The sequence below is a fragment of the Desulfobacter vibrioformis DSM 8776 genome, from assembly GCF_000745975.1.
GTDB classification, from domain to species: Bacteria; Desulfobacterota; Desulfobacteria; order Desulfobacterales; family Desulfobacteraceae; genus Desulfobacter; species Desulfobacter vibrioformis.
The window spans coordinates 1-13,513 of sequence record NZ_JQKJ01000035.1 but is presented as its reverse complement, the minus strand read 5'-3'; the positions used below and the strand labels follow the sequence as shown (position 1 = coordinate 13,513).

The window sequence follows — 13,513 nt, the reverse complement described above, 5'->3', positions numbered from 1 at the left end:
GCAGGTCAGGATTTTTGTATCAACAGATTATGAAATGCCCCTGATTCAGGCGTGACAACCTCTATTTCCCTTGTTTCCTGTTTTTGAAAAACACTGATGCGCGTTAACGCACCGGCAGATGCTTTGGTGTATCCGGATGTGATTGTGGCGGCCAGGTGCAGGGCGGTTTCGTCCGTTTGTCCGAAAACCAGGGCGTCCGGGCCGGGCAAAAGGGTACAGCGAAGCCGGATGTGGGTTTCTGGATCATAGAGCGCCATGATCCGCTTGTTCTCTGCCTTATTTCGTCCCACCACAAGCTTGGATCTGCTGTCCAGGCGGAAATGACGGCCGTATTTGAGCAGATGAAGCTGGATTTTGCTTTGCGTTTCCTGGACATATAAAAGATCTCTTAACCGCTGGGAATACCCCTTGTCCGTGAGCAGGCATCCGCCGGCCGGAGAGGGATATTCCGTGATGCCGTACTTTGCTGCCAGGGCAACCTGGGGTTTTCTGCTCCGGCCGCTGATGGACATAAGACGACCCCTGTCCACAAGGCCCGTTTGCTCGGCAATGGTCTCGGGCAGTATCCCTGCGCTTAAAGGACGAAGTATCAGGCCGTCAAACCCGCAATTTTTTTCGACATAGCGCAGGGAACTTTTTGTCTGGGATTTGGGCCGCTGCCCCACCACCTCACCTGAAAACAGGAAATCAGCCCCTATCTGCGCCATCATGGCACCGGCTTTGGCAAACATCAGTGTGTGGCAGTCCATGCAGGGGTTCATGTTTTTGCCGAAACCTGCTTTGGGGGCCTTGATCATTTCCATGTAGGCATCTGTAATATCTTTGACAATCAAGGGGATGCCGGTCTGTTTCGAGGCTTTTTTTGCAGCCGTGGCATCAAAAAAAGGGGTTTCAAAACTGATCCAGGTGACATCAATGCCCTGGTCTTTGAGTATGAGGGCTGCCAGCATGCTGTCAAGTCCGCCCGAGCAAAGGCCTAACGCTTTGACCTGTCTTGTGGTTTTAATAGGGTTCATATATAAATTTGTCGCCCTTTGGGCGGGTTGTTAAGTTTTAGGTTTTAGGTTTTAAGAAATGGAAATTCTTATCGTATGGAACAGGTATCCAAATCTGTGCCGGTTATTATTGAGAGGTTAAAGACCCACTATCCGGTTGTCAATACACAGCTTGATCACACCAGTCCCTTTGAGCTGCTCATTGCAACCATCCTGTCTGCCCAGTGTACGGATAATCAGGTCAACAAGGCGACCAAGGTGTTGTTTGCCCGCTATCCTGATCCCAAGTCCCTTTCCGGAGCAAGCCTTGATGATATAAAAAAAATAATTTTTTCCACCGGCTTTTACAATAACAAGGCAAAGAATATCAAGGCCTGTGCAAATAAAATTCAAACAGAGTTCAATGGGAAGGTCCCCCGGGATATCAGGTCATTGACCCGCTTGCCCGGCGTGGGAAGAAAAACCGCCAATGTGGTCCGGTCCGTATGTTTTAATATCCAGGCCATTGTGGTGGATACCCATGTGCTCCGGGTATCCAGGCGCCTGGGACTTACCCATGCAACAGATCCGGTCAAGGTGGAGTTTGAATTGATGGATGTTTTACCCAAATTCGTGTGGAACGATATCGGGCTGCAGTTTATTTATCTGGGCCGCCGGATCTGCCATGCAAGAAAACCCGCGTGCGACCGGTGTTTTTTAAATGACCTGTGCCCGTTTGCCGCACCTTAATTGACTTCGTTATTTGGAACAAACCACTCTTTTTTTCGATAAACCAGATCTTGACTCTTGGCAACGATCTGGCCTGTTCGATCATTTTTAATGCTGATATCATATAGCGCCATTGGCCCTGATTGGGAGTGTTCAATGGCTTCGGCGATGAGCCGGTCCCCGGATTTTGTTGCGTTTAAAAAATTAATTCCGACATTCAATGCCACAGCCGTTTGCCCGTAGGAGTTGCTTGCCGCAGCAAAAGCAATATCCCCAAGGGAAAAAATCACACCGCCGTGGGTGATACCGTGAAAATTAACCATGTCATCGTTGACGGTCAGGGTTGCACGACTATGTCCCGGTCCCAACACCTCAACTTCAGCCCCCAAAAATTGAGCAAACGGATCCTGTTGAATGTAGTCATTTATCTTTTCTTCTCTGCTTTTTCCCATTTCAATCCACCTCTATTAAACATTATCCTGGTGCCTGATGCCATCACCGGCACCGCCAATACAACGAGAAACCTTAACCGCACTCATAGCAGGGATTTGCTGCTTTTTTTTCATATTTGATTACTTCGAACGAGTCTTTTGAAAAATTGTACTCATCGGAAACGCTTTTGTTAAAACGGACCTTTTCATTTATAAATTCAATTTGAAGGGGAACTGTTATCTCGACCTGTTCGGAACAAAGGCTCGCTTTTTGAGAAGGGGCATACCGTACCTCTCCACCGGCTGCAGTTTTTACTATGATTACATTATTGATCGTACTTAGCGCTGTCACGTCTCCTTGGCTATCGAACTGCAGAGAATTTATATCCCCCATAATACCTTCGGGATCATTATCATAGGCCGATATGTTCCCAATTTTTGTTTCAACCGTATAAGGCCGGGCCGGTTCAACCGATTTAACAGAACCGTCTTCATAAAAAGAAATTCCAACTTTAATACGCATTATTCCTATGGGTGTTTTTGCCTCAACAGTCTCCTTTGGCCAGAAGGTGATACTTTTAATATTACCATTTTTATAAAAGCCGATATTAATGATCTTGGCACAAATTGTCCCGCAGGGCAGCTTCAGCTCAATGGCCCTGGACAAGGTGTACTCGTCTTTTTCTCCCCAGTAACCGCTTAACTTGCCATTAAGGGGAAAAATCTTTTTCAATAATTCATCATTATAAAACATAACGAATTCCGCGGATATTTTCCCGTATTTTGTTTCAATGTCGGCCGCATTCTGGAGCGGTGCGTTTTTAATATTTCCATTATCATAAAAGTAAACCGGTTTTAACATCCTTCTTCCATGATCATCCACTGAATACTGGGGAACAATCACCCCGACGGGTGTTTTAATCTCAACCCGTTCGGTAAAAAACAGGGAAGCGGGATTGCCGGATGCATATTTTTCCAGATTCAAATAACCGGGTACGGCACCATATTTTGTCTTCAACGCTTTCATTTTCAATCCCTTTTCTTTTTATTGTAAAAAAATAACTTTTCGATGCTTTGGATAAGAACCATGGAAATTTTAAAATCCACCCCCCATTATTCCAGCCATGGGATTCTTTTTATTGCAAGCCTGGATATCCCGCTGGACCATAAAGTCCATACTGTGCCCCTCAAAAACGGCTTCAGCGGCCTCTATGATCGTTCCGTCCAATTCTAAAATATCAATTTTCTTTTGGCTGAGCACACGACGGGGGTTGTCACCGAGTCCTGCGACAATCAATGCCCTGCAATCACTGAGCATATCGCTTAAATCCTCCCAACGTTGCATGCCACTGCCAGGACTGGGTGTCTTCCGGGCTTCGACAAAATAAATCTCACCATTATCTTTGTTGTGACCATAAATTAATAATTTTTCCGCTTTTCCCAGTTTTTGATTAACCAACCGGCCATCAAGACTGGCAACTGCCAGATAAGGCCGCTCATCGTCGTAAATCTCTGGCATCTGAGCGCATTCCTGCAGTTTTTCAATAATCTCACGGCTGTTGCTCTCACCCAGAATGCCTGCGGCATCGGCGCGGCAACGTTTGCAATGATACATCTGGGGAATATGTTTTGCCGCCTTTTTTTGAATATTGTCCACGACCGATTTAGAGGGTTCTTCCAAATGGGCAAAATTAGCGCCCTTATTGGGGTACAATGGGATGCAGTTAAGGATGTCCACTTTCAGTTCGGCCATTTTTTCGGCAACCGCTTCAATATGGTTCTCATTGACTCCCGGTATAATAATCGTATTGATTTTGGTGGTGATGTTTCTCTCTTTAAGGTGGGCGATCGCCTCGAGTTGCTTTTCCAGCAAAACCTCGAACCCGGGTTTGGGGGCTAAAGTTCTCTTGCCATGACGAACAAAGGAATACAGTTGTGATCCAATTTCAGGATCGATCGCGTTCAAAGTAATCGTGACATGATTGACGCCCATCTCGGCCAGTTCATCGATATACGGGCCGATAGCCAAACCGTTGGTAGCCACACAAAGAATCATCCCAGGGTACTGCTTTTGCACCCACCGCAGCGTTTCCATGGTTTCATCGGGATTGGCAAACGGATCACCCGGACCCGTGATCCCCACAACCGAAATATTTTTCACTTTTTCAAGCACATAATTGAGATAAATCATCGCCTGACTCGGTTTCAGGACCGCACCGGTTACCCCGGGCCGACTTTCATTGACACAGTCGTATTTTCGATCGCAGTAATTACATTGGATATTACATCGTGGTGCAACGGGAAGGTGTACGCGTCCGTAAAGACCTTTTATCTTGGCATTGAAACATGGGTGGTTGGATAGATCCATTTTTCTCTCCTGGCTGTTAAAATGCAGAAACCACTGAAAGATGCAATAAAAAGGCCTGTGAACAAGAACCATAAAAATGATAATTTAAGACGCTGAAAATACATAAAGAAAAAACATAGGACAGCGTAAGAAACTTGACAGAATGGGCGCGCTTTAAATTAATCTACCATCTTGTAGATACTTTGCTGACAATTTTGTAGATTAATTTATGAACGCCCAAGACGATCCCTGTCAACTTCCCGTGGGAACCGAAAACTGGAAAATGGTTTTCAATGTTTGGGGAAGCGGCGTTTCTTCCAGGTCTTTTTTTCAAATCCTTTCCTTATCCACGCCGCATATCAGACAGATCCAATCATTCGCCTAATTGCCGGCCATCATTGCTTTAATATCTGCGTCAACCTCACCAATGATAGCGATCACAACCAGTGAGTAACAGTCATTGTAGCGGCGCGTTAAATTTTTGGCTGAAAACATGTTATAACCCGTCCAAAAAATTATGTTGATCATATCAAATCAGCTTTGATTTTAAAAAAATAAGAGAGCCGGCTTTGGGAATTTCTCTCTTTCATCTCATAATTTGAATATACCAACTCATTCACCTCCGTAGGGCCTGTCTGGCTGACCGAATATATTAAGGTATCCTTGTTGCAAAGCGCCCGATTTAGCTCAAGGCATCGGTAAACGCTATTTGGCCTGATCGATAGCCTGGCAATGGCCCGGATCGGCGTATTCCTGCGGCATATTATCGATGCCATTTTGGGCGGTTGTCTCGGCTCTGATCATTTCGGCCAGCGTGAAGTGTCATGAGATTTTGTCGTTTAAATTTAATGATATATCCATTATTCCACCTACATTATTATAAAAACAATAGGTTGGTTATTATCCGAACTAAGGATCGCATAATTTGCCGAAACAATGTTAGAATCATCATATCCACTGGCAACAGCATAAGCCTTAAGTGTTCCGGTAAACATCGGAATTGCGGATGAATAAACACTGGATGATGTAGTCGGTGTGGTGCCATCCGTTGTATAGTAAATTGTGGCACCAGAAACGTAGGCTGCAATCTCAATTGTTGAGGATGCTGGATAAGCACCAGACTCTAACGATATGCTGCAAACAACCTGCGGGTTGACGGTTATACTTGGTACTATATTAACATGCTGGCGCACAAATAACTGTGCGACATAGCAAGACCTGTACGCCCCGAAACCGAAATACACCTGGGTGAATGCAGTTGTGGGCAAATGATATGCCATTGCATGGCTTTTATCGTCGGTCCTAAATTCGGCAAAAACAATATTGTCCGAACCTTCTGCCAGTGTTCTGAAAAGAACTTTATTATTAGCTCGGTCCAAGACATACCAACGAGAGTTTGTGGGGTCCCAAGCCATTGCCTGAGAATAATCATCTTGACCCGTTTTCCAGTAATCAACCAGTATGGCATCAAAGGTAACATTATCCCATGTAAAGACTTGATTTCGACCATAGTGATTAGCTACATGTAAAAGGCCGTCAACATATTCAAGTCCTTGAATACCATAGTTTTCCCCACCAGGTCTTGATATAATAACCGTTGCTTGTAACACCCAAGAAGTATCATAAACATACAAATGAATATTTGTTGAGGAAGTACTTGTTTCTCCTATTATCCAGTATGTGCCATCAAATGTAATGCCATCTGCACCGGAATCCATATCTCCAGTGAGCGTAGCTTCAAGGGTATATCCAGAAGCTAAATCGTCATCAGCAAAGGAATAAACATAGGTTGCAGTTGTATCGTCAAACATGACCACATAAATTTTATTATCTTTTATGTGGATATCACCCCATGAGGTTCCAGATGGAACAGATGACGTATATTCAAGTTCAACACCAGATGTATTATATCTACTTATTCCATTGCTATAGGCAACAACAATTTCTGAATCAGCATCATTCCATGCAATGCCTTGCAAAGTTGCTGCCCTTGTAGAAAAATCAGTTGAACCTGTTAACCCTGAATAGGCTTTAAAGTATGCTTTGAGTTTATACCAAGTTGATAATCCAATTAAGCATCCAGATTTTACATTTGAAGGGTAATTTGTCTTAGAACCGCCGTCATCTTTTCTGATTTGAACCCCATTTGATGTTGCATTTGTATCTGTACCAGGTCTATACCATGTGTCGGCATCCTCCATTTGCATTAATGGGCCGTGCCAAGACCCATTGTCTGATGTCTGTTTTTGCATACATTCAACTACATAGGCACTTGGCAGGGATAAACTTTTATACTTCCCGGCATCGTTTGCTGTGCCAATTGAAATATTTGTACATAACCCATTAGGTGCACTCGCGTCAGAAGCAACAGTCCACGTTGAAGTGCCGAAAGAACTGCTTAAATCAGCAATATCACCAGAAGTTTCAAGCGCGTTGAAATATTCAAAAACGGCATCTCCATCCGACTCATCCACAGCAGAGACGTTGCCGTAATAAATCTGAATGATTTTTTCTTCGGCACCGATTGATAACGCTACCCAGATAACTGCATATTCAGCAGTGGAATCATAACTTTCAATCCAATAATCAAGGAGGGTCTCGCCGTAAGCAAAACGGATATCAGCACCATCAGGATCGGCCAGCGTAAAATCAAAATTATCAGACGTTAGAATGATTTTATGCTGATAGCCAGTGAGATATGATCCGCCGGTGTTATCAATTAAAATACCTGTGTTATATGTCCATGCCTCATATGCCATGTTATTTGGTTCCCACAATTGCCCAGCCTAAATCGGCAAGGGTCGCATCAGCAGACACAGGCGCAACGAGTGTTAAAATATCACCAGCAACAAAACTGGTTTCATACGCAGCCGCAAACGTGGCAGATGTTCCGGATGCAGCGAAAGTGGCAGTCCCAAACTCAACGCCACCAGCCCCAGTATCTTTTTGCAAAGAAAAGACCGTCTCCGCTGTTGCAGCAGTGCCAGCTATCATTTTTGAGTCCGCCAGGCTTACGGGGAATGTAACGGCCCTGGGCATTGGATACCGCAATAAAACCATGCTGGTTGTTGGTGTTCCGTTGTATGTGCCGCCGATATCATACGGCTTTGGCCCACCACCAGGAATTGCGCCAACACATAAAAATATAGAGGTTGCGCTCAAAAGAAATCCAATAGGTTCGGCTCCTGACGGTTGCGTCTCTGTAATTGCGCCAGGTGTTGACGGGTCAACATATACTGGATCTCCTGGGTCACCTGTCCATGCCCAACCCGTGTTTGTAATAGACCCGACTCGCTGAACTCTGGCAGAATCATCGGCCACACCATCATCAACGGCCAAACCGATACACGCGCCAGTAGTTCCCTGTTGAGCAAGCCAATATTTCCCGTCTGATTTTAAATACAAAGCTTCATATCGGTCTATGGTTTCGCCATACGTACCGAGCATCCTTGAATTGATATATGAATCAAGTTTTTCGATATTCGCCGTGGCTATTCCGCTTTTATCCGTAACGCTGTAGGCGTATGTTTCAAAATCGTATTTATCCGTCATCGACATGTGGTTATTCCTTTTCTACGCTAACCGCTGTTTGGTCCGATGAATACCGGATACCTCCGGACTCCCGGTAATTCACAAGCCTAAATTCCACCTCATCTGCCAACGTTGTATTGTCTGCCAAATTCATTGCCTCGGTATAAGTCCATGTCACTGCGTCAATGGCTGTCGTGGTCCTGACAAGGTTATCAGATACATATACTTCGATTTCAAAAGAGCCCTCATGGGTTGGTAAAACAACCGTGTCATAACTTACCCAATCCTGGTCCCTAATTCTAGCGTCCCATGTCAGCACAATATCAGTTGTGTATAGTGCATTGGAATCCACCCCGTTCGCAGCAAAATTCCACGGAATGTATGGCTTTTTAGCCCTGCCAGCTATGGCTATACTCTGCTCTGTTGCCCTTGAAAGATCTCCCATTTTACTTATACTGTAAGGTACAAATTTAAAAATTCTATCGGCTCCAAATACTAACGACGAATGCGCCAAGCCTGTTGTGTCATCACCAAGAAAGAAAAATTCCGTGTCAACGGAATGTGTTGCCTTTACAGTGTCAAACCGACCTCGAAATACCCCGCTGATATGACAAAGAGTTTCAGAAATGATATCTATGGTCTGGAAGGAAATAAGCTCATCACCAAGCATGGCCAAATTCGTTGCTTCGAACAAATCCGCCCGACCGATTGAATTTATCCCCAGGAAATCATTGTTTGAGAACTCGATATAAAAACCGATTTCATCATCAATCGTGTATGTGTCTCCAGTATATTCAACTGTGAGTTTCCCATAGGCATTAAATTTTGTCACGGTTAAAACCTGGGAGTAGGATTCACCATCATCAATGCTCATATAAAGAAAATATCCGCGCTCATTACCGGTGTACCTGGCGCAGATAGGCTTAATTGCTATTGTATCAGCGGATAGATATGGAACTTCTACTATTTTGGAATTTGGCAATGTACTGACAAAAGTTCCAGACTCAACAGCGACATTATGAGAAATAGGTTCAGTATATTCATTATGGGGCACAATTGATCCAGCCGCTTCCTCTATGGCCGTAATATTTATTATTTCATTAGTGAGGTCCTCCTCTTCAATCCTTGTGACCCGGCAAATCATGTTTTCAATTCCGTATCCAGCATAAGACAATTTAAATAAGTCTCCAGGTTCAAGCCTGAAAACATTTCTGTTCGCTGGGAATTCAACCGTTGCGGAAGTGCTTGATAATTGTCTAAGGGCTTCATCTCCTGCCCATACTGCGTTTCTGTTTTTCGTAAAAAGGGGTAGGCTTAAAGACTGTGACGCCGTCATCCCTCCCTGGATATCCTTATTGGCAATGTCAATAGATATGGGAGATGCCACAGCTTTACGGTAATTATACCCATTCATCAAAGCTTCCAACGCCTCGTCAACATCCATAGTCATCCATGACAACCACCGTTCATCCGTTCTGGCTTCTTCATGCTCGACAATTTCAATATTAATAAAACGGGCCAGCAATTCAGCTTTAAGATTTGAATATAATGGTTCTATTGTTTCCGTCGTCATTGACCCTGAATTATCAACCGTTGACACCACATAAAGTTCTTCGCATGACGGATCTATGACTTCATATATAGCATCCAATAAAAAGTAGACAATAAGTGTTCCGGGAGCTACTTCTATATATTCTGACAAATCATAAGGAAAATCAGCGGATTCAGGATAAATGCCACGTGCAATGCTGTACTCATCATGTAATACGTGACATGTTACAGCACCAAACGACATGCCTGCATTTTCTACTTCCTCTTTTTGCGCCCTGGCCGCCGCCAAATCATCCGTCCATGTTGTGCTAATATCAGGCCAATAAGCATCTTCGCTTTCATCTATCCACACAATATAAAGTATTTGCACTGACTTTGGCGTATAATACCGCTGGGAGTAGCTCACCCGGATTTCATTTTTTGTATCAATCCATGATTTGCGCGAAATGCCCGGTGGTTCCAATAAGACATTTTCATCCACAATCGGAATAGATTCGGAATCATAATCATTTCTAAGCAAATTCAAATGGAGCTGACCATCTGACCGGTAAGACAATAATGCATTGATATGGGTTGCAACTTGTTCGACGTATGATAAAACAGTCTGCCGGTCTGAAATGATCGTTTGAATGCCCCGGCTTTCCGTGTATATGGTTTCAGCAGCAGCAAGAAAAGACGCCTCATTTATCCATTCAGGTGGAAAACCAGAATAATTCCGTAATGCATTCCAAATGGCATGAACAGGATTGTAATCCACTTCACCAATATTTTTATAGGCATCCATAGGGTCAAAACTGCATGACGGATTTTTGCTAAAGACGAACGACATCACAGGAGGCGTGTTGCTGTTACCCAATCTACATTTTTTAAAATGGGCAAAACAAAGGCCGCGGTAGCATAGATTATCAAAATCGGCAACAGGCTCATGGTCTTCTGTGCCAAAATAGAAATCCATGGTCCCAAGGTCTTCAATAGCCACCGTTTCCTTGCCACCACTTTCAGGACAGTTCAACTCCCCTTCCCACACAAGATTATCATCTTGATAGACAGCCCATAGGGTTTCTATAGGGCCCATGCAAATACCAATTGCCCACGATAGATAATATACTGGTGCTGAGCCGCCTCCGCCGCCGCCTTTACTGCTCATCGCATTTCATCCATATTAAGTTGAGTAACTTTCACCAACCCAGAAAATATTTCCATATGCTTTTGTGCAACCACATCCTTCTGGGATGGGCAGCCCTTCGTCAGCAGTATTAAAAGACAAATCCTGTATCTCTGGGGAACCCGTGTTCGGCGTGCCTGCTACCGCAACATCAACCATTGACCCCAACGCCATACCAATAGCTGCACCTTGCACAGCAGCCATCGCTATAGCAGCCGCTGTACCGGTTGCCGTAGTACCGCCAATTACCGCCCCAACAACCCCACCAATCGCTGCAAAAGCCATAAAATTACTCCTTTATCCTGTATATTTCAGTTAATCTCGGGAACCAAAGCTTATGTTTCCAATGGATTTTTTGCACACCCATTCTATTAACTGCCTGGTAAGCATGTTCGCGATCGTAAAAAATAGATGCGTGGGCATAGTCGCTTTTGCCATATCTGTAAAATGCAATATCTCCTATCTGCGGATTTGTTTTACCAACGGGTTCAACGTTTAAATGGGCTTTTACGGCGTCCAATAACACACTTGAATTATTGTGCAAAAAATAGTCTTCTTTGAAATATTGGGGGATCCGGATCTGCTCAATCAAACCGACCTCGTGAAATACTTTTGCGACAAAATGCGTACAGTCTACACCAATTTTTTTTATCCCGCAAAAATGCCGAAATGGCGTATCCAACCAGCTATCAAGCACAGTTCTTAATGCGTCTTGTCTCAGTAGTGCATCATAAACATCATTCGGATTGTAATAGTCCATTGCCAAGCCTTATTTTGTACTATTCCGGATTGTTCCGGATACGCCAGTGGTAATAGGATTTGTTAACGGCATTTGTGGAAAGCCAAAAAAATTATTCAAATTATTGAATTTCCCTTCGCAAGCTTCCATGGTTCCAACGCATCCAGCGTACACGTTCACACTGCCACCAGATACGAACTGCGTAATGGGATATCTAATCGTGAGCGCGCTACCAGAATGGGCCACTATCATGCGCTTGTAATCGCCAAACTCTAATAGCCCCCTGGTCAAGTATCCATCCCCAAGGGCAGAAAAATCAACACTGGTAAACACAAGCCCTGTGCTGTCCACAGTTGCCGTGGTCGTTGTTTTGAAGTTTTCGCGATCAACACCGCATCGGGCATCATAAATGGTATGGTTGCAGGCCGCCTGATACTTCATGCGGGGCACTTCAAACTTTAAAAAATGCTCAAACCCGACACACTCGACAGTTGCGCTGACCCCCTTAAAACTGACGTTTTTTATCTGCCCGGTAAATATTTTTGAAGCCTCTAATGGGTCCATATCCAGATGGATTTTGGATATCTCTATCCAGATGCGTTCAACTGGATTTAGGGCGATAAATTCAATCGTTGGTTCTGTTATAACAGATGCTGTTACGCTGACAGTGGACACCTCGATTTCCGAATTATAAGAGACCTTGGTTCGTTGAAGGGTTCCGGACACATAATCATTGCCGTCAAAAGTGATTGCAACGTCTCTGCTGGTATAATACCAATGGTCGCCGCCCTCGTTCCAAAAATGATACAGTTCTGCCGGCTGCCGGGCCGCGCTTTCCTCTTTTGCAATAAAATTTGCTGAATCAGTTTTCATAAATCCTCCAGCAAAGACACAAACTTCAATTTGACCCTGGAAACAGTATTTGTGACATATTCAATATTAAGTGAATCTTGGTCGAACCTAACCAACAGCAAAAAAGATACCACCAGACGCCCAAGATTGGCTGTTGTGCATGCTGTCCCTATGGCATCGTCAAGCGTGATGTGTGTCGAGTCTGAGGCCGCGATTATCTCTTTTATTGCGTATGTTCCGTCCGGGAACGTTATAAAAATATAATGCCCGGTATTAGTTGCGGACTGCCAGGTATCAGCAAAGTCGATATCCTCAATTGTAAATGTAGTCGCATCAGCGTGAAACCCCTCGGTAACCACTATATCCTTCTGCCACGTTGGAACCCAAAACCGTCCCCACCTGCCTTTGCACCAGTCAAAAAAATCTACGATATCACTCAATTCTCCCCTGGACATCGATCGGTATTGCATGGAGGTTTTAAACCGGCTTTCGTCAATATCAGAATTTGCGTATGATATGCCTAAAAACTGCAAAAAATTATACGGTCTCCATAATCCCAAATTAGCATTACTGATGATCGGCCTGGCAGCAAACACCGGTAAAGATTCATATGTGTCCGCATCGGTTGAAGCAGAAAAAGCCGATAAAGATCCATCAATGACCTCAACAGCCTTAACTTGTATTTTACTAATCCACCCGGTGATAATTGAAAAATTTTGTTCCGGCTCAAATATAGCAGGAAGCAGTGGATATATATCTGTTCCATCATCCCAGGAGTATTCAACGCCTTTTTTCAATGCAATTGCAGATGAATAAACAGCAGATATTTCGCAAATTTCAAAATAATCGGTGCTCACCCGCTATTACTTTGATTATGAAACGGCTCAAATTTAGCGGTCAGAAGCTCTCGAAATGTCCAAACATGATTCGTCAGTCCGGCAGCCATTCCAGGGGTTCGATGTTGCCACTTGGGGTGAATCAATCCCAAGGCGGATGTTTCCTGCTCAGACAAAGGTAAGCGCAAACTCATATGTGGCCTGGCAAAATTATAGAAGGCTTGAAAGAAGGTCACACGCCGTCTCATTTGGGCCCGATCCTTACAGAAACACTGGGTTTTTCTCACTAGAGGCGCCAATGCATGACGAAGCGTAAGATTGAGACGTTCAATCAAACTGGTACTAATAGACAGCCCCA

General features: G+C 44.2%; 12 protein-coding genes and 1 pseudogene. 1 reads left to right on the top strand and 12 read right to left on the bottom strand.

Annotation, left to right across the window (positions count from 1 at the left end; all coding sequences use genetic code 11):
- Positions 1–5: 5 nt before the first annotated feature.
- On the bottom strand, positions 6–1,016 hold the full coding sequence (locus tag Q366_RS16870) for a queuosine synthesis (protein WP_035241158.1): 1,011 nt from the start codon (positions 1,014–1,016) through the stop codon (positions 6–8).
- 75 nt (positions 1,017–1,091) lie between these two features.
- On the opposite strand from Q366_RS16870, the gene nth reads away from it, so the two are divergent.
- The gene (gene nth / locus Q366_RS16865; RefSeq protein ID WP_051958118.1) at positions 1,092–1,724 is read left to right on the top strand and encodes an endonuclease III; all 633 of its coding nucleotides are present in this window, start codon (positions 1,092–1,094) and stop codon (positions 1,722–1,724) included.
- Here the strand turns inward: nth and Q366_RS16860 are convergent.
- The 11 genes and pseudogenes from Q366_RS16860 to Q366_RS21780 form a co-directional block, all read right to left on the bottom strand.
- Entirely contained in the window at positions 1,721–2,155 is a 435-nt protein-coding gene (locus tag Q366_RS16860; protein WP_035241155.1) for a hotdog fold thioesterase, read from the bottom strand. The two genes, nth and Q366_RS16860, sit on opposite strands and share 4 nt — an antisense overlap.
- 73 nt (positions 2,156–2,228) lie before the next feature.
- Positions 2,229–3,017: a hypothetical protein gene (locus tag Q366_RS16855; protein ID WP_245619994.1), complete on the bottom strand. Its 789-nt coding sequence runs from the start codon at positions 3,015–3,017 to the stop codon at positions 2,229–2,231.
- 213 nt (positions 3,018–3,230) lie between these two features.
- Positions 3,231–4,502 (bottom strand): radical SAM protein, encoded by a 1,272-nt coding sequence (locus Q366_RS16850; protein ID WP_035241147.1) that lies wholly within the window; start codon positions 4,500–4,502, stop codon positions 3,231–3,233.
- A gap of 848 nt (positions 4,503–5,350) precedes the next feature.
- Positions 5,351–7,240 carry a DUF2341 domain-containing protein gene (locus Q366_RS16845; RefSeq protein ID WP_035241144.1) on the bottom strand — a complete coding sequence of 630 codons (1,890 nt, stop codon included), beginning with the start codon at positions 7,238–7,240 and terminating at the stop codon, positions 5,351–5,353.
- A 1-nt stretch (position 7,241) separates the two neighbouring features.
- The gene (locus Q366_RS16840) at positions 7,242–8,039 is read right to left on the bottom strand and encodes a hypothetical protein (protein ID WP_035241142.1); all 798 of its coding nucleotides are present in this window, start codon (positions 8,037–8,039) and stop codon (positions 7,242–7,244) included.
- 4 nt (positions 8,040–8,043) lie between these two features.
- The gene (locus Q366_RS16835) at positions 8,044–10,710 is read right to left on the bottom strand and encodes a GTA baseplate fiber-binding domain-containing protein (protein ID WP_035241139.1); all 2,667 of its coding nucleotides are present in this window, start codon (positions 10,708–10,710) and stop codon (positions 8,044–8,046) included.
- Positions 10,711–10,725: 15 nt separating this feature from the next.
- A complete protein-coding gene (locus tag Q366_RS16830) occupies positions 10,726–11,013 on the bottom strand; it encodes a hypothetical protein (protein ID WP_035241136.1) in 288 nt (95 codons plus the stop codon).
- A 4-nt stretch (positions 11,014–11,017) separates the two neighbouring features.
- A complete protein-coding gene (locus Q366_RS16825) occupies positions 11,018–11,488 on the bottom strand; it encodes an NlpC/P60 family protein (protein ID WP_035241133.1) in 471 nt (156 codons plus the stop codon).
- A 9-nt stretch (positions 11,489–11,497) separates the two neighbouring features.
- Positions 11,498–12,340, bottom strand: a complete 843-nt coding sequence (locus Q366_RS16820) for a baseplate hub domain-containing protein (RefSeq protein WP_035241131.1) — start codon at positions 12,338–12,340, stop codon at positions 11,498–11,500.
- Positions 12,337–13,176 carry a hypothetical protein gene (locus Q366_RS21385; RefSeq protein ID WP_156968208.1) on the bottom strand — a complete coding sequence of 280 codons (840 nt, stop codon included), beginning with the start codon at positions 13,174–13,176 and terminating at the stop codon, positions 12,337–12,339. Before Q366_RS21385 ends, Q366_RS16820 begins: the two co-directional genes overlap by 4 nt.
- Positions 13,173–13,513: pseudogene (locus Q366_RS21780) on the bottom strand (IS1 family transposase); the annotation flags it as partial. The gene Q366_RS21385 and the pseudogene Q366_RS21780, both read right to left, overlap by 4 nt.